At 36.4% G+C, this 23,643-nt stretch carries 25 protein-coding genes; 13 read left to right on the forward strand and 12 right to left on the reverse strand.

Features of this window, described 5'->3' with window-relative positions; translation table 11 throughout:
* Window positions 1-37 precede the first annotated feature (37 nt).
* From fliE to ACP5Q2_RS04420, 11 genes are read left to right on the forward strand one after another with little or no spacing between them, the layout of a single operon-like run.
* A complete protein-coding gene (gene fliE / locus ACP5Q2_RS04370) occupies window positions 38-337 on the forward strand; it encodes a flagellar hook-basal body complex protein FliE (RefSeq protein WP_428097594.1) in 300 nt (99 codons plus the stop codon).
* A gap of 7 nt (window positions 338-344) precedes the next feature.
* The gene (gene fliF / locus ACP5Q2_RS04375) at window positions 345-2,009 is read left to right on the forward strand and encodes a flagellar basal-body MS-ring/collar protein FliF (RefSeq protein ID WP_428097597.1); all 1,665 of its coding nucleotides are present in this window, start codon (window positions 345-347) and stop codon (window positions 2,007-2,009) included.
* 3 nt (window positions 2,010-2,012) lie between these two features.
* The gene (gene fliG / locus ACP5Q2_RS04380) at window positions 2,013-3,017 is read left to right on the forward strand and encodes a flagellar motor switch protein FliG (RefSeq protein WP_424604950.1); all 1,005 of its coding nucleotides are present in this window, start codon (window positions 2,013-2,015) and stop codon (window positions 3,015-3,017) included.
* Window positions 3,018-3,067: 50 nt separating this feature from the next.
* Entirely contained in the window at window positions 3,068-3,838 is a 771-nt protein-coding gene (locus ACP5Q2_RS04385) for a FliH/SctL family protein (RefSeq protein ID WP_428097600.1), read from the forward strand.
* Window positions 3,816-5,120, forward strand: a complete 1,305-nt coding sequence (gene fliI, locus ACP5Q2_RS04390; RefSeq protein WP_428097603.1) for a flagellar protein export ATPase FliI — start codon at window positions 3,816-3,818, stop codon at window positions 5,118-5,120. The genes ACP5Q2_RS04385 and fliI overlap by 23 nt, the downstream gene beginning before the upstream one ends.
* 4 nt (window positions 5,121-5,124) lie before the next feature.
* Window positions 5,125-5,562 (forward strand): flagellar export protein FliJ, encoded by a 438-nt coding sequence (locus tag ACP5Q2_RS04395; protein ID WP_428097606.1) that lies wholly within the window; start codon window positions 5,125-5,127, stop codon window positions 5,560-5,562.
* Entirely contained in the window at window positions 5,552-6,025 is a 474-nt protein-coding gene (locus ACP5Q2_RS04400; RefSeq protein WP_428097608.1) for a MotE family protein, read from the forward strand. Before ACP5Q2_RS04395 ends, ACP5Q2_RS04400 begins: the two co-directional genes overlap by 11 nt.
* 3 nt (window positions 6,026-6,028) lie before the next feature.
* The gene (locus ACP5Q2_RS04405; RefSeq protein ID WP_424604945.1) at window positions 6,029-6,658 is read left to right on the forward strand and encodes an O-methyltransferase; all 630 of its coding nucleotides are present in this window, start codon (window positions 6,029-6,031) and stop codon (window positions 6,656-6,658) included.
* Window positions 6,648-7,847: a peptidase U32 family protein gene (locus tag ACP5Q2_RS04410; protein ID WP_428097611.1), complete on the forward strand. Its 1,200-nt coding sequence runs from the start codon at window positions 6,648-6,650 to the stop codon at window positions 7,845-7,847. Before ACP5Q2_RS04405 ends, ACP5Q2_RS04410 begins: the two co-directional genes overlap by 11 nt.
* A complete protein-coding gene (gene ligA / locus ACP5Q2_RS04415; protein ID WP_428097614.1) occupies window positions 7,844-9,811 on the forward strand; it encodes an NAD-dependent DNA ligase LigA in 1,968 nt (655 codons plus the stop codon). The genes ACP5Q2_RS04410 and ligA overlap by 4 nt, the downstream gene beginning before the upstream one ends.
* A complete protein-coding gene (locus tag ACP5Q2_RS04420; protein ID WP_428097617.1) occupies window positions 9,811-10,656 on the forward strand; it encodes a pyruvate, water dikinase regulatory protein in 846 nt (281 codons plus the stop codon). Before ligA ends, ACP5Q2_RS04420 begins: the two co-directional genes overlap by 1 nt.
* 37 nt (window positions 10,657-10,693) lie before the next feature.
* Here ACP5Q2_RS04420 and ACP5Q2_RS04425 read toward each other — a convergent pair whose 3' ends face one another.
* The 10 genes from ACP5Q2_RS04425 to ACP5Q2_RS04470 form a co-directional block, all read right to left on the reverse strand.
* On the reverse strand, window positions 10,694-12,289 hold the full coding sequence (locus ACP5Q2_RS04425) for a SulP family inorganic anion transporter (protein ID WP_428097619.1): 1,596 nt from the start codon (window positions 12,287-12,289) through the stop codon (window positions 10,694-10,696).
* A 448-nt stretch (window positions 12,290-12,737) separates the two neighbouring features.
* Complete coding sequence (locus tag ACP5Q2_RS04430) at window positions 12,738-12,971, reverse strand: GGDEF domain-containing protein (protein ID WP_428097622.1); 234 nt, start codon at window positions 12,969-12,971, stop codon at window positions 12,738-12,740.
* 328 nt (window positions 12,972-13,299) lie between these two features.
* Window positions 13,300-13,929, reverse strand: coding sequence for an endonuclease III (nth, locus tag ACP5Q2_RS04435; RefSeq protein ID WP_424604938.1), 630 nt, complete (start codon window positions 13,927-13,929; stop codon window positions 13,300-13,302).
* Window positions 13,908-15,356 carry a menaquinone biosynthesis decarboxylase gene (locus ACP5Q2_RS04440; protein WP_424604937.1) on the reverse strand — a complete coding sequence of 483 codons (1,449 nt, stop codon included), beginning with the start codon at window positions 15,354-15,356 and terminating at the stop codon, window positions 13,908-13,910. Before ACP5Q2_RS04440 ends, nth begins: the two co-directional genes overlap by 22 nt.
* Window positions 15,357-15,365: 9 nt before the next feature.
* Window positions 15,366-16,052 (reverse strand): bifunctional demethylmenaquinone methyltransferase/2-methoxy-6-polyprenyl-1,4-benzoquinol methylase UbiE, encoded by a 687-nt coding sequence (gene ubiE / locus ACP5Q2_RS04445; protein ID WP_428097626.1) that lies wholly within the window; start codon window positions 16,050-16,052, stop codon window positions 15,366-15,368.
* Window positions 16,053-16,054: 2 nt separating this feature from the next.
* Window positions 16,055-17,626 (reverse strand): SpoIIE family protein phosphatase, encoded by a 1,572-nt coding sequence (locus ACP5Q2_RS04450; RefSeq protein WP_428097629.1) that lies wholly within the window; start codon window positions 17,624-17,626, stop codon window positions 16,055-16,057.
* Entirely contained in the window at window positions 17,613-18,692 is a 1,080-nt protein-coding gene (locus tag ACP5Q2_RS04455; protein ID WP_428097631.1) for an HDOD domain-containing protein, read from the reverse strand. Before ACP5Q2_RS04455 ends, ACP5Q2_RS04450 begins: the two co-directional genes overlap by 14 nt.
* Window positions 18,685-19,050 carry a response regulator transcription factor gene (locus ACP5Q2_RS04460; RefSeq protein WP_428097634.1) on the reverse strand — a complete coding sequence of 122 codons (366 nt, stop codon included), beginning with the start codon at window positions 19,048-19,050 and terminating at the stop codon, window positions 18,685-18,687. The genes ACP5Q2_RS04455 and ACP5Q2_RS04460 overlap by 8 nt, the downstream gene beginning before the upstream one ends.
* Window positions 19,051-19,052: 2 nt before the next feature.
* Window positions 19,053-19,613 carry a hypothetical protein gene (locus ACP5Q2_RS04465; protein WP_428097636.1) on the reverse strand — a complete coding sequence of 187 codons (561 nt, stop codon included), beginning with the start codon at window positions 19,611-19,613 and terminating at the stop codon, window positions 19,053-19,055.
* Window positions 19,614-19,617: 4 nt separating this feature from the next.
* Window positions 19,618-20,235 (reverse strand): pyrimidine 5'-nucleotidase, encoded by a 618-nt coding sequence (locus ACP5Q2_RS04470; protein WP_428097638.1) that lies wholly within the window; start codon window positions 20,233-20,235, stop codon window positions 19,618-19,620.
* Window positions 20,236-20,362: 127 nt separating this feature from the next.
* Between ACP5Q2_RS04470 and ACP5Q2_RS04475 the strand changes: the two genes are divergently transcribed.
* Together ACP5Q2_RS04475 and ACP5Q2_RS04480 are read left to right on the forward strand one after the other, a co-directional pair.
* A complete protein-coding gene (locus ACP5Q2_RS04475) occupies window positions 20,363-21,244 on the forward strand; it encodes a DUF362 domain-containing protein (RefSeq protein WP_428097641.1) in 882 nt (293 codons plus the stop codon).
* A gap of 55 nt (window positions 21,245-21,299) precedes the next feature.
* Window positions 21,300-22,574 carry a 4Fe-4S binding protein gene (locus ACP5Q2_RS04480; protein ID WP_428097643.1) on the forward strand — a complete coding sequence of 425 codons (1,275 nt, stop codon included), beginning with the start codon at window positions 21,300-21,302 and terminating at the stop codon, window positions 22,572-22,574.
* Between the two features lie 44 nt (window positions 22,575-22,618).
* Here ACP5Q2_RS04480 and ACP5Q2_RS04485 read toward each other — a convergent pair whose 3' ends face one another.
* Together ACP5Q2_RS04485 and coxB are read right to left on the reverse strand one after the other, a co-directional pair.
* The gene (locus tag ACP5Q2_RS04485; protein WP_428097646.1) at window positions 22,619-22,999 is read right to left on the reverse strand and encodes a c-type cytochrome; all 381 of its coding nucleotides are present in this window, start codon (window positions 22,997-22,999) and stop codon (window positions 22,619-22,621) included.
* A gap of 36 nt (window positions 23,000-23,035) precedes the next feature.
* Window positions 23,036-23,635, reverse strand: coding sequence for a cytochrome c oxidase subunit II (gene coxB / locus ACP5Q2_RS04490; protein WP_428097649.1), 600 nt, complete (start codon window positions 23,633-23,635; stop codon window positions 23,036-23,038).
* Between the last annotated feature and the right edge of the window lie 8 nt (window positions 23,636-23,643).

A 23,643-nucleotide genomic window follows, 5' to 3' on the forward strand; every position in this document is an offset into this window, starting at 1 on the left:
TATTAAAAAAATTAATATAATATATAAAAGGTGTGCTATGTCAGAGATAAAGAATATTAATTTACTGTTACCAAACAAGTTGAGTGAGCCTTCGGGCAGTAAATCCACAGAAAAGTCTGATCTTTCTTTTTCTGACGTATTGAAGAAGAGTATAGAGCAGGTTAATGATGCTCAGATTCAGGCGGATGCCGCCATCAAAAAAGCGATGTCAGGAGAGACGGATATTCACGATACTATGATAGCAATTCAGAAGGCAGATGTATCTTTGAAGCTGATGATGGAAGTAAGAAACAAATTACTCGAAGCATATCAGGATATTATGAGGACTCAGGTATAAAGGTTAGATGAATATCAAAGATGTAGGAGAGCAATTTAAAAAAGTATTTCAGAAATTTTCAAAGGTTCAGCAGATAACTATAATATCTGCTGCTGTAGCCATTTTACTATCCATAATAGTCCTTGTTTACTGGGCAAATAAGCCGGTTTACAAGATTCTTTTTGCCAATCTATCACAGGAAGATGCTGCAGAAGTGGTGGCTAAGCTTAAAGCCAAAAAAATTCCCTATAATCTTAAAGATAGTGGTAAAACCATCGAGATACCCGCGAAGGATGTTTATGAAACAAGGATAGAGCTTGCCAAGGAAGGTATACCCAAGGGGGGCGGTGTAGGTTTTGAACTTTTTGATAAGACATCTTTTGGTATTACGGAGTTTGCGCAGAATGTAAATTACCAGAGGGCGTTACAGGGGGAATTATCCCGTACTATTAGTACATTGGAAGAAGTGGAAGAGGCAAGAGTTCATCTTACTCTACCTAAAGATAAACTGTTCATTACCGAAGATGGTGAGTCAAAAGCTGCGGTTGTTTTAAAGCTGAAGAAAGGGGAAACCCTCAACCGTGATAAAGTGAAAGCTATAGCTTCACTTGTGGCAGGGGCTGTTAAGGGTTTGAAAATTCAAAATGTTCAGATTGTGGATACGCAGGGTAATTTGCTTAGTGAATCGTTGAATGAGGAAAATCTTCCTTACGTCAAAACCCAAACACAGTTGGAATATCAAAAGAAAATTGAAAAAATCATTGCTTCAAAAATAAATTCCTTGCTTGCCACAACATTAGGGGAAAACAATGCCGTTGCACAGGTGACCGCAGAAATTGACTTTGACAAAAAAGAGATCAATAAGGAAGAGTATGACCAAAATCCGGTATTGAGGTCATCCCAGACCATAGAGATAGAGAGTAAAAATACACCCAATACACCACAGGGGCAGCCGGGGGTGGAGCCAAATCTTGCTGAGCCGAATATCCAGCAAAATGGTGTCAATTCAACGTATACAAAAAATGAAGAGACCCAGAATTTCGAAATAGGAAAGACTGTTACAAAGGAAGAGAAATCGATAGGTAGTATCAAAAGGCTCACAATAGCTGTAGTTGTAAATGATAGAGCCGAAATTGTGAAGGAAGGGAAAAAAGAGGTAACCAAATATGTACCACGCACCAAAGAGGAGTTAGATAAGATAAAAGGGCTTGTGGCAAAAGCAGCGGGATTTGATGAAAAGCGTGGTGATCAGATCGAGGTGACCAATGTATCTTTTGATACATCACAAATGTCAGAAAGTAAGTTATTAGAGAAGGAAAAGATGAACGAGCTTATCATTCAGATTTCAAAGTACGTAATGGTACTAATCATGTTTCTATTGTTCTATTTCCTTGTGATCCGCCCTATTATGAAAAAATTGGGGGATATCAAGGAAACTAAGAGTGGTGAACTGGCCGCGGTGGGGGATATACCCATTAAAGGTGCCAATGTGGATCTGCAGTTGGATGATAGTGTTAAGTTTCCCAAAACACTGGAAGAACTTGAGCGGGAGATTGAATCTGAACTTGATGAAAAGGTATCAGTTGACGTTGGTACAGTGAAAACAAAAGTTATGGTTAAAAAGATAGAAGAATCGGTAAAAGAAGACCCCGAAATGATAGCTAATTTGATAAAAACATGGTTGAAAGAGTAGTGTATGAGTGAGACAAACGTTTCAGGTGTACAAAAAGCTGCAATACTTTTGATAACGTTAGGGGATGAGCTTTCGGCTCAGATCATGAGTCATCTGGATGATGAAGAGGTTCAGGAGATTTCAAAAGAGATCGCTGTAACAAAGATGGTGTCTCCCGAAGTTGCAGATGCCGTTGTGGAAGAATTTTACAACATGATGCTTGCCAAAAAGTTTATTGCAAAGGGTGGTTTGGAATATGCCAAAACGTTGCTTACCAAATCGCTGGGACCAGAAAGGGCTCGGAAAGTTATTGATAGACTTACCAAGATGCTGGAGCAAACGAGCGGTTTTGAATTTCTCTCAAGGGTGGAGCCGAAGCAATTGGCAAAATTTATAGCAAACGAGCATCCCCAAACTATCGCTCTGGTATTGGCACATCTTGATCCTTCCCATGCAGCAGAATCTCTTGCGGAGTTGCCGGATGATTTAAAGGCAGAGGTGACCATCAGAATTGCCAATCTTCAGGATATATCCCCTTCTGTTGTTAAAACACTTGCTAAGGTTCTGGAGGAGAGGTTTGAATCTATCAGTTCTTATAATGTGGAAGTGGGTGGTGCAAAAGCTGTAGCTGAAATATTCAACAGAATGGACAAAAACACAAGTAAGATCGTTATGGAGAGATTGGAAAAGGATGCTCCAAGCCTTGTGGCATCCATCAGGGATATGATGTTTGTGTTTGATGATATAAAAAGACTTGGTAATACTGCTATTCAGGAGATACTAAAGAGAGCTGATAAAAAGACCCTTACACTTGCCCTTAAAGGTGCCGATGACGAATTGAAGGAAAAGTTTTTTGCAAATATGTCTAAGCGTGGAGTTGAGGCGATGAAAGAGGAGATGGAATTTATGGGACCGGTTAAGCTTAAAGATGTGGAAAAGGCTCAGCACGAGATTGTGGAGATCGTAAGAGAGCTGGATAGTGAAGGTCTTGTGAGTATCTCAGGTGGAGAAGAGGATCAATACGTATAATATTTTTGGCTTCATCCAACGTATCGTATAAAACTTTTCTGGAGTTTTAGATGCCGAGAAAGATTGTGAAAAGGGGTGATAACAAAGGCTTTTCATCTTTTACTTTCAAAACATTTTCCACTGTGGATAGGGGTGTATCGGTATTTTCTTATAAACCTTTTGAAATAAAAAAAGAACAGAGAATTGAGGAGAAAACGGAGGAAGCTCCTGAAGATAACTCCGAAGAAATCTCCACTCTGACTGTTTTGCAGCAGGAGTACGAGGAAAAATTGAAAGAAGAGTATGAGAGGGGATTAAAGGATGGGCTGGAGAAAGGTTTCATCACAGGGAAAGAGGAGGGGTTAGCTGAGGGATACCGGAAGGGGTATGCTGAGGCGGAGCAGAAGCTAAATAAAGAGTATCAGGCCAAAAGGGAAGATTATCTAAATCTCCTACAGAATGAACTATCTGGTATCCAGAATTATATCAAACGACTACATTCTTTTCTGGATGAGATTGATGGAGAAATACCTAAGGTTTTGCTAAATCTGATAAATGAAATTGTGGGTGTGGAAAGAAAGATAAATGATAAGTTAGTTATAAATATCGTTAAAAAGGCCTTTTCAAAGCTCAAGGATATAGAGATTACCGATATAATCGTAAATCCCAAGGATGTTGAAATAGTACAGGAATATTTTCCTGGTTATAATGTCATAGGTGATGGTGGTATATTACAGGGGAGTGCCAGAATAAAGACAAAGATTGGTGAGGCAGATTTCTCCATAGAATCTATTCTAAACGATCTGACCAAGAATATATATGAAGAGCTTGGAATTAATTAAGAGGGTTAAGCTGTCAGATCAGCTTACCATTTACGGTAAAGTCACGAAAATAGTAGGGCTTACAATTGAAGCTGATGGACCTTTGCTAGGTATAGGCACGAGGTGTTTGATTGAAAATGGTTCCAGAAATGGAATTCTGGCGGAGATTATAGGATTTAAAGATGATAGGATAGTTTTGATGCCGTATGGGGAGAGTGAAGGGATAGCCCCCGGCAGTAGGGTACGGAATGTATCCTACGGTAATAGTGTAAAGGTTACGGAGAAGTTATTGGGGCGTATCCTGGACGGGCTTGGTAATCCTATAGATGACAAAGGGCCTATTACCGATTTTGAACTCTGGCCTGTTTACAATGACCCCCCAAAACCACTTGAAAGAGAGATAATAAAAGATGTAATTCCTACGGGTGTAAAGGCTATAGATGGGCTTATTACTGTGGGTAACGGGCAGAGGGTAGGGATCTTTGCCGGTAGTGGTGTGGGGAAATCAGTGCTGTTGGGAATGATTGCCAGAAATACTTCCGCTGAGGTGAATGTAATTGCCCTAATAGGTGAAAGGGGAAGGGAGGTTAGGGAATTTATCGAAAGGGATCTTGGGGAAGAGGGATTGAAAAGAAGTGTAATAGTGGTGGCAACAAGTGATCAGTCTCCATTGGTGAGGAAATTGGGGGCATTTGTGGCGACCACCATAGCTGAATATTTCAGAAGTACAGGTAAAAATGTTATGTTTATGATGGACTCTGTGACGAGATTTGCAATGGCCCAGAGGGAGATAGGTCTTACCGTTGGGGAGCCCCCCACTTCAAAAGGTTATACTCCTTCTGTATTTGCTCTATTACCAAAGCTTTTGGAAAGGGCAGGTACCAAAAAAGGGGAAGGGGCGGTGACAGGTCTTTACACAGTATTGGTGGAGGGGGATGATCTTACGGATCCTATTGCGGATAGTGTGAGATCGATTATTGATGGACATATCGTATTAAGTAGATTGCTTGCGGCAAGAAATCATTTTCCAGCTATAGATGTGCTGATGAGTGCCAGCCGCTTGATGAAGGAGATCGTCACCGACGAACACTTTAGATTGGCAGGCACTATGAGGGATCTTATGGCTGCCTACAACGAAGCTGAGGATCTTATAAACATCGGCGCTTATGCAAAAGGTAGCAATAAAAGGATAGATACGGCTATCGCAAAAATAGATGCAATAAATAGCTTTCTTAGGCAGGGGATCGATGAAAAATTCGATTTTGCGACTAGTTATGAGTTGATGAAAAAGATAGTAGGTTAAAAGATTGGATAAAAAGTTTAAGTTGCAAAAAATACTTGAGTATAGAGAGAGGGTTTTTGAGATTGAAAAACAGAAGTTAACTGACCTGCAGAATAGATTAAAGGATTATCAGTTTAAACGGGAGGCTCTTTCAAAAGAGATTGAGGAAAAGAGATTACAGCTTGATACGTTGAAGAAAGAGGGAAGGTTTGATTTTGCCATTCTTGGTGAAAAATATCTTGAAAAATTGCTGAAGATGTTGCAAACTCTTAATAATATGATTGAGGAAACGAAAAAAGAGATAGAAAAGCAGAAAACTACTGTTGTAACTGCCATAAATGACCTAAAAATTATGGAAAAACTAAAGGAAAAGCATAATATTAATTATTTAGCATATCTAAAGAAAGAGGAATTGAAATTGATAGATGAACTTGTAATAACAAGGAGAGGTAATGAAAATTAGATTTTTAGCTTTAATGCTGCTATTTAGCTTTGGGTCGCTTTTATATGCAGAAGATAGCTTAATCAACATACAGCAGCTCCAAAAGTCACTTCAGGCTAAAGAGAAACAGCTGGCGGAGAAGGAGAAGGCTTTAAACGAAAAGGAGAAAAGACTTAAAACACTTGAAGCGGATCTCAATGCAAAACAGAAGGAGCTGGAGGAAATAAGAAATACTATACAGAAATTGTACAATGACTTAAAAGTGGTGGATGATGAAAATATAGATAAATTGGTGAAAACTCTTTCAAATACAAAACCAAAATCTGCGGCGGCAATAATAGAAAAGATGGATGATAATCAAGCTGTAAAAGTTTTGAAAAAGATGGATTCTAAAAAATCTGGTGCAATAATGACGGCACTTGGAAAGAGTAATCCAGAAAAAGCTGCTAAAATATCAGAGCAATTAATCTCATCACAAAGATAGTCTATGAAAAGTCAGTTGCTTGTCCCGGCGGTTTACGACTTCCTTGAAAATATGGAATTTGAAGGATTTGATCAATTTTACGAATATGCTATAAAAAGGGATGTACCAGTGGTGTCAAAAGCTGTGGGGAATATCATCAGTTTTTTTGTATCACTGTTTAGACCCACAAATATTTTAGAATTGGGGTGTGGAATAGGTACAGCTGCTAAATATATGCTAACAAAGTCAAAAGCTAACTATACAGGGGTGGATAATAATCTTGAAAGGATAGAGGTAGCAAAGAGATTTTTGAAGGATTTTAACAAATTGAAGTTTATTCATTCAAGGGTCGAAACTTTTTTATGTGGCACAGATGAAAAATACGATTTTGTGTTTGTGGATTCGATAAAAAAAGATTATGAAAAGATATGGTATCTACTAAAACCTGTTCTAACGAAAAGAAGTATGGTGATATTCGATGATTTTTTCCTCTATGGCTATATTTTTCAGGAAGAAGCGGAGATACCTTATAAATATAGGGAAGGGGTAAGACTTATAAAGAGGTTTATCAATAATATAAAAAATGATCCAACGGCGGAAATCGTTTTTCTGCCCATAGAAAATGGTATTATGGTGGTACATTATGAAGGTTGAGTTATTATCCCCAGCGGGTAACATGGAGAAGCTAAAAGCAGCAATAAATTTTGGTGCTGATGCAATTTACCTATCCGGAAAAGATTTTGGACTCAGAGCAAGCGCCGATAATTTTACAATAGAAGAGATGCATGAAGCTTTCAGTTTTTTGCATTCTAAAGGGAAAAAAGGGTATGTAACTGTCAATATATATGCAAGAAATTACGATTTTAATGAACTTGGATCTTATCTGGATCAGTTAAAAGAGGTTTCGCCGGATGCTCTCATCGTTAGTGATCCGGGTGTTTTTAAGTTTATCAGGGATAGAAAAATAGATATTCCAATACATATCAGTACTCAGGCTAATATTACAAATTATATGGCGGTAAAATTCTGGCAACAGTTAGGGGCAGAAAGGATTGTACTTGCAAGGGAATTGTCACGGGAGGAGATAAGGTTTATAGCTGAAAATGTTAAGTGTGAGCTTGAAGTTTTTGTGCATGGTGCAATGTGTATATCCCATTCTGGTAGATGTGTATTGAGTAATTATTTTAACAAAAAAGATTCCAACCGTGGAGAATGTACACACCCCTGCAGATGGAAGTATCATCTAATGGAGGAGACAAGACCGGGGGAGTATCTGCCGGTGTTTGAAGATGAAAGGGGGACATACATCTATAATTCAAAAGATCTATGTTTGATAGAGCATGTGGGGGAATTGATCGATATGGGGGTTAAAAGCCTCAAGATAGAAGGCAGGATGAAAAGCTCTATGTACACCGCTGTGGTTACCGGGGTTTATCGTCAGGCCATCGATACCGCATTAAAGGGGGAGTTTAAGGTGGATGAAAAATGGATAAGGCTTTTGAATACTGTAAGTAATAGAACCTATACAAAGGGGTTTTATGCGGATGAGGCTGATGAAAACAGTATAAACTATAAAACGTCATCATATGTTAGAGGTTCAGATTTTTTGGGCGTTGTGACTTCCTGTGAAGATGGCAGGTTAAATTTCCATTGTAAAGGTAAAATCAATATAGGGGATGAGCTACAGATATTAACACCCGATATGGATGAGTTTGTATTCAAAGTGGATGAGATTTATGATATAAATGTTGAAAAGGTGGAGTTTACAAAGCCTAATTATGATTATTTTTTCAATTTTGATATAAAGATACCCGAGAATAGTATAATCAGGAGAATCCTGTGAATTGGACAAAAGCTGATTATGAGAGGCTTGTAAAAGAGCTAAATCATCATTGCATAAGGTACTACCTCCTGAATGATCCTGTGATATCTGATGCTGAATATGATAACCTTTATAAACAGTTACGTAAGATAGAAGAAGATCATCCTGATTGGATCTCACCTGATTCCCCCACCCAGAGGGTTGGTTTTAAAGTAACATCCGGTAAAACGATAAAGCATCTTTATAAGATGTTTTCTCTTGATAATATTTATAGCGAAGGGGAGTTGAACGACTTTTTTGCAAAAGTATATAAAGTGGTGGGTGGTGATATCGATTATGTGGTGGAGCCCAAGATAGATGGAGCTGCTGTATCTGTTGTGTATGAGGATGGGGTTTTAAGTTATGCGGCAAGTCGTGGGGATGGTGTTGAAGGTGAGGATATAACCCATAATATAAAAACGATAAGAGATTTGCCTGTTTCTATTTCTGAAAAAAATAGGATTGTATTGCGGGGTGAGGTGTATCTATCCAAAGAACAGTTTAATAAAATCAACCGTGAAAGAAAAAACGCAGATGAGCCTCTTTTTGCAAACCCAAGAAACGCCGCCGCAGGTACCCTTAAAATACTTGACCCTGCCATTACCGCCAAAAGAGGGCTTTCCATCTTCATATATTCCATTGAAGAGGGAAGAAGATATGATAACCATTTTGACGATCTAAACTGGCTTAAGTCTATAGGTTTTCCAATAAATGAACATATATTTATAGGTAAAGATAGAGATGTTAAAGGGTATATAGATAAGATTGGAGTATTGAGAAAATACCTCGCGTATGATATCGATGGGGCTGTGGTGAAAGTAAATAAGTACGAAGTTAGATCTATCCTGGGTGAAACGATAAAATATCCAAAGTGGGCAATTGCATACAAATATGAAGCGGAGCAGGTGACCACAGTATTAAAGGATGTAATATTTCAGGTGGGTAGGACAGGTATTGTAACTCCAGTGGCAGTACTTGAAACGGTAAATATATCCGGTAGCAATGTATCAAGAGCAAGTTTACATAATGAAGATGAGATTAAAAGGCTTGGGGTAAAGATTGGCGATACGGTGTTTGTGGAAAAAAGTGGTGAGATTATACCGAAGGTCATCAAGGTAGTTCCGGAGTTTAGAACGGGGGAAGAAAAGGGGATCGTCTTTCCATCCAATTGTCCCTCCTGCGGTGATAAACTTGTGAAAATAGATGCCTACTGGAAATGCTTGAATTTAGATTGCCCCGATAGAGTTAAGGGGAGTATTACCCATTATGCCAGTAGAGATGCAATGGATATTCGGGGGCTGGGGGAGAATAATGTGGAGAGATTCTACGGTTTGGGTCTTTTAAGATCGATTCCAGATATCTATAGATTAAAGTATGAGGATCTTGTAAAGCTTGAAAGATTTGGTGAACTGTCTGCGGATAATCTTTTAAAAAGTATAGAGGAAAGCAAAACTAAGGAGTTTTATAGGTTTATATATGCACTTGGTATAGATGGAGTTGGTATAAAAATGGCACAAACTCTGGCATTACATTTTAAGAATATAGATTCTTTAATGACTGCATCTATTGATGAACTGAAGGATATTTACGGCATAGGTGATGAAGTGGGTAGATCTATATTTGAGTTTTTCAGAGAAAAAAGAAACATCGAGATGCTACAGTTTTTACGTAAAGTCGGTGTTAATATGATGCAGAAAGAGGTTATGGGAGATAGACTTTCGGGGTTTACATTTCTTATCACCGGAACACTTTCAAAACCAAGGAAGTACTATGAGGATATTATTATAAAAAATGGCGGTAAGATACTTAGTGGAGTAAGCAAAAATCTAAACTTCCTCATTGTGGGGGAAAATCCCGGAAGTAAGCTGGAAAAAGCAAAATCTTTAGGTATAGAAGTTATAACGGAAGAGGAATTTTTTGAAAAATTTGGGATAAGGGGTGATTGATGGAGATCCATACCATAGGAGAGGATAACGGTTCTGATGTCAAAAAAGTATACATTTTATCAGATGGTACAGGTCAGAGTGCCATAAATGTGGTAAGAGCCTGTCTTATACAATTTGACAATATTAATGCAAAGCTTATTGTATATTCAAAGATGGATGATGAAGAGAAGATTAAGCTTGCACTTTCACGGGCAAAAGAGGATAAGGCATTTGTGGCGTTTACCATTGCAACAAAGTCACTCAGGAGATTGATCCATACCATCTGTCATGAAGACAACATTATGCATCATGATATACTTGGCCCCCCTGTGGAAAAATTTAAAATTTTTCTTGATAGTGAGCCAAGAGAGTTTCCAAACCTCCTCAGGAGACTGGATAGTAAATATTTTAAGAGGATTGAAGCGATAGATTTTGCCATAGAGCATGATGATGGCAAAAGTATGAAAAGGATTCGTGAAGCAGATATCGTTATCCTGGGACTTTCACGTACTTCTAAAACCCCCACCAGCTTTTACCTTGCCCAGATGGGATATAAAGTTGTCAATATTCCTTTGATCTATGGTATGAAGATTCCGGAAGAAGTTTATTCAATTGATCAAAACAAGATCATTTGCCTTGTGATGGATCCGGAGACCCTGCAAAAGATACGACAGGAGAGGTTGAGACACTATAAGACAAATTCTGATTATACAAATATCAAAAAGATTCTTGAAGAGGTGGAGTTTATCTACGAATTGGTAAGTAAGAATAGAAAGTGGCATCTTGTTGATACCACTAATAAATCAGTTGAAGAAACGGCTCGGGAGATTATCGTAAAGGTCTACGGTAGAGAATTGGAGCTTTGACATTAACTTTATCAAAATAGTTTATGTGTGTTTTACCTCATTTGCACTCTTTTATATGTTTCTTCGCATGATCCACACCTTTTTGAAGATCATTAAAAAGATGCTGATGAGGTATAATATTAGTAATGCCCAGATTTTTTATGGTGTCTATAATTTTATTATCAGCGTATATTAATACTTTTATACCTTTATCATTTAGAGTTAAAAATATATCCTCAAGGGCAAATACTGCTGATGAATCGATAAATGGGATTTTAGAGCAATCAAATAATACAACTTTTGTATCTAATAGTTCATTCCCTAGATTTACAACCTTCGTCATTGAACCGAAGAAAAAGGGGCCATCTATCCTTATAATCCTCATACATTTTTCTCCAATTGTTTCAATTTCTCCACTGATTACCTGATCCTGTTGGGGGTTAAGGATATCGATATTCATCTGCTGTGCCATTCTATAAGTGAGAAGTATTGAGGCTAAAACAAGACCCACTCCCACAGCAACTATAAGATCAACTAAAACCGTCAGAAAGAAAACGATAGCCATTACAAATACATCATGTTTTGGGGCGAATTTTATCAATTTCAAGAATTTATAATCTATTATATCAACCCCAACTTTGATAAGAATACCCGAAAGAAGTGCCATTGGTATGTATGAGGCATATTTCCCTGCACCTATAAGAACAATAAATAAAAATATGGCATGTATAATACCAGAAAGTCTTGAATTACCGCCTGTTTTGACATTTATTACAGTTCTCATTGTTGCCCCTGCTCCAGGAATTCCACCGAATAACCCGGCTAAAGCATTTCCCACCCCTTGTCCTATCAATTCTCTGTTTGGGTCATGTTTCGTTCTTGTGATAGAATCTGCAACAAGGGATGTTAGTAGGGAATCTATTGCACCCAGAATAGCAAGGCTAAGGGAGAATGTAAATGCAATACTTATCATATGAAGGTTAATAGATGGAATTATGGGGGATGGTACTCCTTGAGGTATGTTACCAATCTTTTGAATATCAAAATTGAGTATATTTGCAATTGGTGTTACTATAATTAATGCCAGAAGTGGAGTAGGTATGATTTTCCCAATCTTTTTGGGAGTTAGATATAGGATTAATAAAGTGATTATAAAAACAAATAATGCTTGAAGATTTATATTGGACAACGTAGACCCCAGACTTGCAATCGTAAGTATCGGTGATCCTTTTATAGGGCTTCCTAATGCTGGATTTATTTGTAAAATGATAATGATTATTCCTATACCAGACATAAAGCCTGAAACAACGGGATAAGGGATATATCTGATAAAGCTACCAAGTTTTATTATACCGAAGATGATCTGGAATATACCTGCCAACATAATGATCATTACTACAGATGAAACATCCCCTTTTACAGCTGTGACGATCGATGCCATAACGACTGTCATAGGGCCGGTGGGGCCTGAAATCTGTGTTTTAGTACCACCTAAAAGGGCGGCAAAAAAACCTAAAAATATGGCACCATAAAGTCCAGCTTTAGCCCCCATACCACTTGCCACACCAAAAGCAAGAGCCAGAGGTAATGCAACAATTCCAGCTGTAATCCCACCAAACAGATCACCCTTTAATTTTGAAATGCTTATCCCCATATTTAACCTCATTTTAAAAATTTAACTATTAATAAGTTACAATTCTTATTTTACTATTACCATCTATTTTAATTGTCAACATAAAATTTACTGCTGTCACCCCATTTTTTGCAACCCTAAACAATATTTATGGGCAAACTTAAGTGTTTGCCCATAGATGCATTATCAGGGCATACACACAGGTATGCCCCTACTTTTCCTTTCCTTATTCTGGAGGCTTTCACAAACATAACTTATTGAAAATAAAAGATCAAGACATAAAAATGGGGTGATGCCATACGATTTAACAAAATGAAAGATAGTTTATGCTAAATTTTAATTTATGTTATATTTATGAATGTTCTGAATATAATTTCATATTGATATCGGTTTTAATTGTTTTGATTAGTATATAATCTATTGAAAAACAGTGCAATACCACTCCATCTGGCTGGTAAATCGGATTTTCTTAAATGTTTTTAAGCAGTGTACCTAATTCTTTTAATAGAAAATCACCTATACTATGACCATATTTATCGTTTATTGATTTGAAGTTATCTATATCAAAAAGAATTATTGAAAAAACTTCTTTGTGCCTTATATATCTTGTAAATTCAGAATAAAGATGAGTTTCAATTTTTCTTCTATTATACAACCCGGTTAGCTGATCCATCTCAGACAGGGCTTTTAGTTCATCATTCATTTCCTGCAATTCTTTAGTTTTAAGATAGATGGCATCAAAGGTTATTCTTTCTTAATCTTTTTCAATATGTCCAATCTCATTATTTGGGTATACATAACTAGATGTAATCACTTTCCTAATTCAATTAAACCGATTAAAATCCTAAAAAACAATACGATGATTAAAGAATTTAAGAAGATAGTTATAAAAATATCTCTTTTTATAGAATCAACCTTAATTTTATACATAATATCATCTTAGGTCCTACCTACATTCTATCATGCAGAAATTGATTTTAAACAGAAGTTTTTATGATAATTTTGGAATGACTGTATGAAAAGGTAAATTATTATTGTTTATAATAAGAGCAGAAGTCTTTCATCTGGCAATTGCTGCATTCAGGTTTGCGGGCTTTGCATATCTGTCTACCAAAATGGATAATTTGGTGGGATATTTTCCCCCATCGATTCTCTGGTATCAAGCTTATCAGGTCTTTTTCGATTTTTATTGGGTCATCATGGGTAGTAAGCCCCAACCTCTTTGATACCCTTTTTACATGGGTGTCTACTACTATCCCTTCAGCTGTAGCATACTCTGATAGTATGATATTTGCGGTTTTTCTTCCGATACCAGGTAGCTTGACAAGAAGTTCCATCACAAGTGGTAGCTCACCTCCATATTTTGTTACAACTATTTTGGCAAGGGTTGTGATCGATTTTGCCTTGTTGTTATAAAAGCCTGTTGGTCTTATTATCTCTTTGACTTCCCCAATATCTGATAATGCAAGCGCTCTAAAGTCCGGATATTTTTCGAATAGTAGAGGTGTAACTCTATTTACCATTTCATCGGTGCATTGGGCACTTAGTATGGTAGAGATGGCAAGTTCATACAAATTTTTATGGATCAGCTCACATTTCGCATCGGGAAACCTGCCATCTAAAAACTCAAAGAATTTATTTACAACCCAAGTTTTTTCCACTTTTCATCAACCAGTTTTTTAATCTCCTCACTCATTACAATATCATCCGGCCATTCTCTTGTATGCCCTTCAGATGGCCATTTTTTAGTGGCATCTATCCCTATTTTTGATCCCCAGAATGCAAATGGTGATGAGTGATCAAGGGCATCAAGGGGTCCTTCCATAATTACTATGTCTCTCTTCCAATCCACGTTATTACCCAATCTCCAGAGGACTTCAGATGTGTTTTGAACGTCAACATCTTTGTCCACAACCACGATCATCTTGGTAAACATCATCTGTCCTGTTCCCCATACGAAATTCATAATCTTTTTGGCGTGCATTGGGTATTTTTTGTCTATGGAGATAAACATTATGTTGTGGAATACCCCTTCAAGGGGAAGTGCCATGTCCACAATCTCTGGAACTTGTTTTTTCAATAATGGTAAAAATATTCTTCCGGTGGCTACTCCCATATAACAGTCTTCCATTGGTGGTTTACCAACAATGGTTGTGGGGTATATGGCATTTTTCCTGTGTGTTATACATGTGACGTGAAAAACAGGGTACATATCCGCCAGTGAGTAATAGCCGGTATGATCTCCAAATGGACCTTCAAGTCTTAATTCATCCACATCCACATACCCTTCAAGGACGATCTCGCTATTTGCAGGCACCTCGAGATCCACCGTTTCACATTTAACGAGTTCAACAGGTTTTTTTCTTATGAATCCAGCAAGTAACATCTCATCTATACCATCAGGGGCAGGAGCAGTGGCGGAATATATTACAGCAGGATCAGCCCCAAGTGATACAGCCACCTCCAATCTTTTTAATCCCATCCGTTTTGCTTTTCTGAAATGATCTGCTCCGTGGTGATGAATGTGCCAGTGCATACCTGTGGTTTTTCTGTCATAAACCTGCATACGATACATTCCGCAATTTCTTGCACCGGTTTCTGGATCCTTTGTGAAGATATTGGGTAAAGTAATAAAACGTCCGGCATCTTTAGGCCAGCATTGTAGAATTGGGAATTTAAAAAGATCCACATCGTCCCCTTTTAATATAACATCTTTACAGGGGCCACTTTTTACTATTTTAGGGAAGATCTGGTTTAGTTCAAAAAGCATTGGTAAGGATTTCATTTTGTCGAAGAAATTTTGTGGGACATTTCGATCTATCAGGTTTATGATTCTTTCACCCAGTTCATCAAGCTTTTCCACCTCAAGAGCCATATTCATCCTTTTGAATGAACCGAAGGTGTTTATCAGAAGTGGATGTTCTGAACCCTTTGGTTTTTCAAAAAAAAGAGCTGGGCCGTGGTTTTTGGATACCCTGTCGGTAATCTCTGTTATTTCAAGTATTGGATCACATTCCTCTTTGATCCTGATAAGTTCGTTTTCCTGCTCAAGCTTTGCTAAAAACTCTCTTAAATCTCTATAGGCCATAAAACCCTCTTAATATTTTTTATAACATATTGCTGCGTTGCATATACCAAATGTCATGAAGTTGAAATCAGCTTTTTCAAAACCAGCATTAAGTATCATCCTTTTATAATCATCATTTTTGGGGAATTTATATACCGAATCTGGAAGATAGCTATAAGCGTTTCTATTGCCAGAAATGAGTCCTCCAATAAAGGGCATAACTTTTTGAAAATAAAATCTGTATATTTTTGAAAAAATTTTACCTTCCGGTTGAGAAAATTCAAGAATGCACAAAATTCCACCAGGTTTCAGCACCCTGAATAGCTCTTTCAATCCGACTTCTTTGTTTACAACATTTCTGAATCCAAATGCGATCATAATTCTATCAAAACTTCCCTCTTTAAAAGGTAGATAATGGGCATCAGCATTTATAAGGGGATCTATTACCCCTTTCTGTCTTGCTATATCAAGCATATTCTTACTGAAGTCTGCACCTATGATATTTACATCTTTTATCTTTTTTCTAAGTTGTATCATCATATCACCTGTACCACAGGCAAGGTCAAGTACCGTCATCCCATCAGATATTTTTAACAGGTTAATGGACTTTTTTCTCCAGTATAGATCTCTTCTGAAGCTCAACAGCCTGTTTAAAAGATCATATTTAGGTGCTATATTGTTAAACATATTTTGAATCTGTTTTGATTTCTCTTCCAAAATTACCCCTTTATATCAATTTTTATGCAGGTGAAATCATCCATCTGATTATTTTTATCTATCACCAGTTCATTGTATAAACTTTTTATAAAATTTTCCGCATCAGTATTGCACATAAGTACCTTTTTTTCAAGGTCATCGTAATTGGTATACTCCACAAGTCCATCGGAATATATAAATAGCGACGTACCTTTTTTGATTTCAATTATGGAATCTTTATATTCCTCCACTATAATTCCCGCAGGCATATAATCTGATTCTAATTTTTTGAGATCTCCTCCTTCGTATACAAACACCGGTTCATGTCCAAGGGATATATACTCCATCTTGTGTTCTTTTTTGTCTATAATACCTATAAATAGCGTGACAAATCTACCATCTAAATTCTTTTGCATAATAAATGATGAAAGGTCAAAGGCAAAGGATGAAGGTATGGGATTTTGTAATTTCGTGAAAAACTGGAACATTGTGGACATCGAAACAGTTATCACCGCGGCGGAATAACCTTTGCCACATACGTCACCAATAAACACGATTATTTTATTATCAGTATTATGTAGACCTAAAAAGTCTCCACCTGCCTGTTTAGCGGGGTAGCTTACACCGTAAGCATTGCAAAAATCGGATGATAATGATACCTCCCTATCAACGAAACTATTGAGGATTTCGGCGGTGGCTTTCATTTCATTTTCTTCTAATTTTAGTTGCAATTCTTTCTGATGATTAATTGCATTTTCCACTGCTATTGATGTTATGTGGGAGATAATTTCTGAAAATTCTTTATCGGGGTAAAAGCTTGTTGAAATGTTAAACAATACAACTTTTATTTTAAACTTCTCTTCGTGTATTATAAATATGTTGTTTATTAAAAACTTACTTGAATCTATTGAACTGTCGAAGAATTCTGTTGCATGGATGTTGCATACGATATCATATAATGGTGTCCCGTTTATATGGATATTTTCTTGTGAATCTACTTTTTCAACCCCTATGGATAAAAATGTGTCGTTATATTGTAGAAAACCAGCCTGTGCATCGAAAATCTGGATGAAGAAGTCCAGTGCTTTTGAAAAAATAGTCTCAAATTCAAGAAATTTTAATACATCATAAGCATTCTTGATGAAGTCTATTTTCTTTTGATATTCTATAAATATCTCTGTACGATTTTGTGAGGCAATAATGTCATATAATTTGGATGATAGGTAAGGTATTATTTCGTAGAGATCTTTGCATTTTAGATTTGTGGGCTCACAGATAGATACTGCCATGAGTAGGGCGTCATTGTGCTCTAAAAAAAATGTCTGATAGATTTTTGTGTTTTCGGTGAGATTTATGGGTTGGCTAAAATCGGAACATGCTTGATAAAAATATCCTATGTCTGAAATATCCGCAAAAAGAAGGAGTGATTGGTCATTTACCGTTGAAACATTCACTGTGGCGATACTTTTTGATATATCCCAGATTATATATTTTGTAATATTAAGATTATGAAGATATTTTTCTATGCAGTTTACGAAATCTATTTTGTTGTCAGTTAGCAGAGTTTTAAGGATATCTTCATTAAACATCATCATGATCTACCCTAAAATGTTCCAGTATATTGACTAAATCAGTCAGATCTATTTTGATTCTATTTTCTAAATCTTTTATCAGTTCTAACCTTGATTCAACATCTTTTTCGATTAAGTTTGCATAATAAAGGATAATGTTGAAGTTATTATCCGTCATCGTGTGATGGTTTAGGACACTATTAATGATCTGCTTAGCAATATTCCATTTTTCCAATACAAATGCAGCCACCTCCGAATGTGTTAAGCCGGTTTGCTGTTTTTCATCATCAGGTTTTTTTACTTCTTTCACGAGAAAGTCCACAAGAACTACTTTTCCTATATCGTGCATCAGTCCTGCAAGGTAGGCGGAGTCGGTATCCATTTTTAGTTTTCGGGCAATTAATTCAGATATAGTGGCGGTGTGGTGGGAGTGTTCCCAAAGTTTGCCTCCTGTTGTACCATACAATGAAAAGTTTTTCTTATAAAACTCTTCGATCGATATCGACAAAACGATATTTTTAATTGTGGATGTACCGATAAGTATAGCCGCCTGATCAATACTTGTGATCTCTTTTTTTAAAGCATAAAAGGGGGAATTTACCAGCTTTAATACTTTGGATGATATCCCCTGATCGGTTTTTATTTTATCTATAATTTTCTTCATTGAAGTCTCATCATTTCTGGTTAGTTTCAACAGCTCCTGTGCTATAACGGGTAATGGTGGAATGTTGTCTATCTTTGCAAGTACTTTGGTTTTAATTAATTCATTTTCATTTACCGTTTTAGTCTGCTGGACTGAAAGTAACGTTGAAATCTTATTTAGTATCTGTTCTTTAGTAGCAGAAAAAGGTATGATTCCTGAAAAGTTATAATTTTTGATATACTGTACTATCCGTTGATCATTGCTATTTAGACATAGCAGTGCAGGTTTTTCGAAATTTTTGGGCAAAGCATTAAAATCCCCTAAGGTTTCAACGGTAACAATGATGATATCAGCTTTTGACGTTACGGTAATATTTACTGATGAGCTTAGATTGCTTTTCAGGGATTTTATTAACCCTTCGTTACCGATAAAAGAGATATTAACCATTTCTCATTTGCTCCTGGATCTTCTCGATAAGCTCCTTTGGGCTAAAGGGCTTTGTTAGATACTCGTTAGCTCCTGCATTTTTCCCTACTTCTATGTCATCCGATGTGGCTTTAGCGGTAAGCATTATGATGGGTGTTTTGGTAAATTCAGGTAACTTTCTAAGCTCTTTGCAGGCGGTTATCCCATCCACTTCCGGCATCATTACGTCTAATACTATAATTTCTGGATTATGTGTTTTTGCAAGATCGATTGCCTGTTTTCCGTTATTTGCTTCTATTACGTCAAAACCTGCTTTTTTAAGATGCAGCACCACAACCTTTCTAAGTCTCAATTCATCATCAGCCAGCAATACCTTCATATCTAAAACTCCAGAGTATATTCTTTATCATTAAATGTAAATTTAAAACCATATTTATGAAAAATATCAGCCAGAAGATTGAATATTACGGGTGGATTATCTTTGGGATTATTGATCTTTATATGGACTTCCTTATCCGAAACCCTGATATTTAGAAAATCCGAACTATTTTTTATTGCTTCAAAAATAATGAGCTGTAACAAATATTTTAATATATAACCATTTTTATATATTACCAAATCATCACCGCTTACATTAGTTTCAACTTCATTTAACAGGATAAAGCTTTTTTGCTCGTCAAGAAATTTTTTTATTAGATTAGTCACATTCAGTTCATAATCGGTATTTTTTACTTCCTTTTGGATTAGGTGATCGATGCAGATATTTAATGATATATCCAGAATATCCATGATGTATGCCGATTCGTAGACGCTGTTCATCTCCTCATCATTTACATTTATCAGATCCATTTTCAAAGCTTCCAGTGTTGCCACAATTGTTGATGTACAAGTTCTAAAATTGTGGGAAAAGTATTCATAAATTTTGATCAGCTCTTTTTTCATCCTGTTAACCTACGATTATTTTATCTATATCATAAATAGATTCTAAACAAAAATCGGCATTTTCACAAGAGTTTTTTGAAATTAAAACTGTTTTAAAACCAAATTCATTTGCTTTTGAGATATTCTCTGGCATGTCATCAATAAAGTATGATAGATGGGGGGATACCCCAGTTAGTTTAATGAATCGTTCAAAGCTTTCATCTGAAGGCTTGGGATGAAAGTCTAAATCTTCTATTGAATAGATCTTTTCAAAAAATTCTAATATCTCCAAATGGGATAAAACATTTAACGCATGATTTCTGGAACCGTTTGTGTATATATACTTCTTATATGGTATATTACTTAAAATGTTAATCAATTTTTCGTCTCTGAATAATATGAGATGGTACTCAAGGTTGTGAACGTATTCAAGGTAATGATAAGGATCCACATTGTGATGTAAAATAAGACCTTTTAATGTGACACCATACTTTTTTCGATATTCCTGCCTTAATAAATCAACCTCATCGGTATCTATACCCATGATCTCATTCATATATTTGTTGATATTTTTATCTACTACACGTAAAACACCGAGTTCTGGGTGATAAATGGTGTTATCAAGGTCAAAAATCAGATTCATTTTTACATTTTATCAAAGATAAATAAAAATTTCAATATCAAAGCTGGATTAAGATTTACAAAAATTTTATGTAGGTTTAGTTGAAAAAAAGTCTATTCTTATTTAGAATAATGATAAGGGGGTTTGTATGAAAAGAAGAGAATTTATAAAACTTGGTATTACAGCTCCTCTAGTACTAAGTACACCTTCTTTACTGGAAGGGGGTGCAAAATCGGATGTCTACATTGCTGAGTCAGCTAACCATAGAAAGGCTGTGGTGGCTGCAATCGAGATGATGGGGGGGATAGATAAGTTTATCAAAAAAGGGGATAGGGTGGCAATAAAACCAAATATGGCATGGGCGAGGGAGCCGATGTACGCTGCTAATACAAATCCTGAAGTGGTGGCGGAGGTGGTAAAGCTATGCTACAGAGCTGGTGCAAAAGAAGTTTATGTGACGGATAATCCCTGTGACAATGCAAGAACTGTATTTAATCTATCACAGATACCCCTGTTTGCCCAGAAAGAGAACGCAGAAGTTTTTATTCCCCAGAGCAGACATTACGAAAATATGAATATCGGCGGTACTTTTCTTATTGAATGGCCTGTTCTGGCTCTATTTAAAAAAGTGGATAAAGTAATCAACATTCCAGTTGCCAAAAATCATTCATCTTCCAAGGTAACTGTCGGTATGAAAAACTGGATGGGAGCAATCGGTGGTAATAGAGGTTTTTTACATCAGAATCTTCATCAGGCAATATACGAGCTTGCAGTATTTTTCAAGCCCACCCTTACATTGATTGACTGTACGAGAATTATGCTGAAAGGAGGTCCCTCCGGAGGTGATCTAAATTATGTAAAACAGCTTAACAGATTAATTGCTACCAATGATTTTGTTGCGGGGGATTCGGTGGCATCTGAATTTTTGGGGGTAAAGCCAGATGAGGTGGGGTATTTGACAATGGCCGCCAGAAATGGCCACGGTCAGATTTCAAAAGCAAATATGAATATCAGGTATGAAAAGATTTAGATTATTCTCCCAGATATCCTTTTTCATTTTGTTTTTAATCATTTTTTTCTCAGCAATGATCGATTTAGGGAAGTTTGGTGAGGAGTTTTCCCTTAAAGGGGGGATAAAATATATTTTTATTATTGATCCTTTTATAACAATTTCTACCTTCTTTGCTTCACATAAGTTTGAGTTGATTTATTCTTTTAGTATCCTTTTTATATTACTAACATTAGTCTTAGGAAGATTTTTCTGTGGATGGGTCTGTCCATTCGGAACGATGCATCATTTTTTTAGTTTTATATTTGAAAAAATCGGTTTATATAAGAAAGATAATTCATTACAAAACTTTTACAAATGGAAGTATTATATACTTTTTTTTATCCTGTTTGGGGCTATTTTGGGGGTTAATCTGTCTGGTTATTTTGACCCTCTTTCGATAATTGTAAAAGGTTTTGGTATATTTTTATTGCCTGTAGTTTCATTACTGTATAAATATCAGTTTCTTCCATATGGTATAAAAGATATTCTTTTTTATTATATACTTGGAAGGGAAGAGTTTTACTATAGCCAGGCGTTTATGGTTGGTCTGTTTTTTTTGATATTATTAATATTGAATTCTTATAGACAAAGATTTTGGTGTATTTCCCTATGCCCATTGGGAGCTTTTTATGGTTTTTTGTCAAAATATTCTCTTTTCAAGATAAATAGAAAAGATAGTTGCAATAACTGCGGTATTTGTAATACACACTGCACCGTATCGGCGAATCCTGGTTTAGACTCTTTTAAAAGTAGCGAATGTATGCTGTTGTTTGATTGTATTGATAAATGTCCCAGGGGATCTTTGGGCTTCTCGATCAGCACAAAAAAAAGTGATGTCGATATCAGGAGAAGATCTGTTGTGATCTCATCAGCTTCTGCTATTGCGGCTGTAGGTCTGATGAAAATCTCTTTAATGGAACCGGCTAAAAATCAATACCTCATTCGTCCCCCTGGATCTAAACCTGAAGGGGATTTTCTTGCTCTATGTATAAGGTGTGGTGGGTGTATGAAAGTGTGTCCGGAAAACTTTTTGCAGCCTGCATTTCTTGAAGCTGGATTAATAGGGCTATGGACACCTGTTGGTAACCCTAAATTTGGATATTGTATTTATAATTGTAATCTATGTGGGCAGGTGTGTCCCACCGGAGCAATTTCAAAGTTAACCTTAAATGAAAAGAAAAAAATTGTAATAGGTACAGCATTTTTTGACAAAGATAGGTGTTTGCCTCATGCTTATAATGTAAATTGTATGGTGTGTGAAGAGCACTGCCCCACAAGTTGCAATAAAATATCCGGCAAGGGTACTTAAAGCCACCGTAAAAGATAATAAAGGTCTGAAAAGCTTCAAAATCATTATTTTAAGCTTTTTATGTATTCTATAAGATTTTTCACCTCTTCATCACTTAAATTGCTAAATGATGGCATAATATTATCGAATCCTTTTACGATCTCTCTATCAGGGTATTTTATGGCAACAAAGAGGTATTCATCATCTACTGTTATCTCATAGCTCTTACCATTTTTAATTACAGTTTCTTTTAAGTTATATAAGCCCTTCAGGCTGTGGCCAGCCACAACCGAACCATCTGTGGAATGACAACCTGAACAGCCTTCCCTCTCAAATATCTTTTTCCCTTCCACAGCTGAAATTTTTGAATCAGACAGGTTGTTTTTAAAATACTGGATTATGGCGTTAAGTTCTTCATTTGTGACAATACCTTTGAATGATTGCATAACAGGATCAAACCCTTTTACCACTTTTTTTTCTGGTTATAAAATAGATTCTCTTAGGTAATTCTCGTCAGACTTTATTTTATACTCTTTGCCTTTTTCCAGAACCACCACATCTCTGTTGTAGATATTTTTAAAAGATGGACCCACCAGTATGGAACCATCTGTAGAATGGCAATCGAAACAACCATGTTTTTTTAAAATCTGATCTACTTTGGTTATCTTATTATCAGATTTTAACCACTTGGTGTATTCATCTTCTGTGAGAACATTTACCTTTGAAAGCATATAAGCATGTCTTACCCCACAGTATTCAGCACATAAGATATCGTATTTTCCGGCCTTTTCGGCTTTAAACCAAGCATATGTCTCCATCCCGGGGACAGCATCTATCTTGATTCTAAAGGCAGGAACATAAAAACTATGGAGTACATCCACTGAGGTTAAATTGAGTTTTACAGGTTTACCAACGGGTACGTAAAGCTCATTTGTGGTTCTTCCGTCTGGATATATAAATTTCCATGACCACATCTTACCTTCGACTTTAATTTGAAATGAATCCTTAGGAGCATTTCTTAAAGCTCTGAAGCTATCCCATCCGGCGAAGAAAATTCCTATTACTATTAATGTGGGAACCACTGTCCAGA

Source organism: Calditerrivibrio sp., assembly GCF_049968475.1.
In the GTDB taxonomy this organism is placed as follows: domain Bacteria; phylum Chrysiogenota; class Deferribacteres; order Deferribacterales; family Calditerrivibrionaceae; genus Calditerrivibrio; species Calditerrivibrio nitroreducens_A.

What these genes read in the sequence shown, in the direction of transcription:
- fliE (WP_428097594.1), top strand. Translation starts at nt 38, where the DNA reads ATGTCAGAGATAAAGAATATTAATTTACTGTTACCAAACAAGTTGAGT.
- fliF (WP_428097597.1), top strand. Translation starts at nt 345, where the DNA reads ATGAATATCAAAGATGTAGGAGAGCAATTTAAAAAAGTATTTCAGAAA.
- fliG (WP_424604950.1), top strand. Translation starts at nt 2,013, where the DNA reads ATGAGTGAGACAAACGTTTCAGGTGTACAAAAAGCTGCAATACTTTTG.
- ACP5Q2_RS04385 (WP_428097600.1), top strand. Translation starts at nt 3,068, where the DNA reads ATGCCGAGAAAGATTGTGAAAAGGGGTGATAACAAAGGCTTTTCATCT.
- fliI (WP_428097603.1), top strand. Translation starts at nt 3,816, where the DNA reads ATGAAGAGCTTGGAATTAATTAAGAGGGTTAAGCTGTCAGATCAGCTT.
- ACP5Q2_RS04400 (WP_428097608.1), top strand. Translation starts at nt 5,552, where the DNA reads ATGAAAATTAGATTTTTAGCTTTAATGCTGCTATTTAGCTTTGGGTCG.
- ACP5Q2_RS04405 (WP_424604945.1), top strand. Translation starts at nt 6,029, where the DNA reads ATGAAAAGTCAGTTGCTTGTCCCGGCGGTTTACGACTTCCTTGAAAAT.
- ACP5Q2_RS04410 (WP_428097611.1), top strand. Translation starts at nt 6,648, where the DNA reads ATGAAGGTTGAGTTATTATCCCCAGCGGGTAACATGGAGAAGCTAAAA.
- ACP5Q2_RS04420 (WP_428097617.1), top strand. Translation starts at nt 9,811, where the DNA reads ATGGAGATCCATACCATAGGAGAGGATAACGGTTCTGATGTCAAAAAA.
- ACP5Q2_RS04425 (WP_428097619.1), bottom strand. Translation starts at nt 12,289, where the DNA reads ATGGGGATAAGCATTTCAAAATTAAAGGGTGATCTGTTTGGTGGGATT.
- ACP5Q2_RS04430 (WP_428097622.1), bottom strand. Translation starts at nt 12,971, where the DNA reads ATGAATGATGAACTAAAAGCCCTGTCTGAGATGGATCAGCTAACCGGG.
- ACP5Q2_RS04440 (WP_424604937.1), bottom strand. Translation starts at nt 15,356, where the DNA reads ATGGCCTATAGAGATTTAAGAGAGTTTTTAGCAAAGCTTGAGCAGGAA.
- ACP5Q2_RS04450 (WP_428097629.1), bottom strand. Translation starts at nt 17,626, where the DNA reads ATGATGATGTTTAATGAAGATATCCTTAAAACTCTGCTAACTGACAAC.
- ACP5Q2_RS04455 (WP_428097631.1), bottom strand. Translation starts at nt 18,692, where the DNA reads ATGGTTAATATCTCTTTTATCGGTAACGAAGGGTTAATAAAATCCCTG.
- ACP5Q2_RS04460 (WP_428097634.1), bottom strand. Translation starts at nt 19,050, where the DNA reads ATGAAGGTATTGCTGGCTGATGATGAATTGAGACTTAGAAAGGTTGTG.
- ACP5Q2_RS04465 (WP_428097636.1), bottom strand. Translation starts at nt 19,613, where the DNA reads ATGAAAAAAGAGCTGATCAAAATTTATGAATACTTTTCCCACAATTTT.
- ACP5Q2_RS04470 (WP_428097638.1), bottom strand. Translation starts at nt 20,235, where the DNA reads ATGAATCTGATTTTTGACCTTGATAACACCATTTATCACCCAGAACTC.
- ACP5Q2_RS04475 (WP_428097641.1), top strand. Translation starts at nt 20,363, where the DNA reads ATGAAAAGAAGAGAATTTATAAAACTTGGTATTACAGCTCCTCTAGTA.
- ACP5Q2_RS04480 (WP_428097643.1), top strand. Translation starts at nt 21,300, where the DNA reads ATGATCGATTTAGGGAAGTTTGGTGAGGAGTTTTCCCTTAAAGGGGGG.
- ACP5Q2_RS04485 (WP_428097646.1), bottom strand. Translation starts at nt 22,999, where the DNA reads ATGCAATCATTCAAAGGTATTGTCACAAATGAAGAACTTAACGCCATA.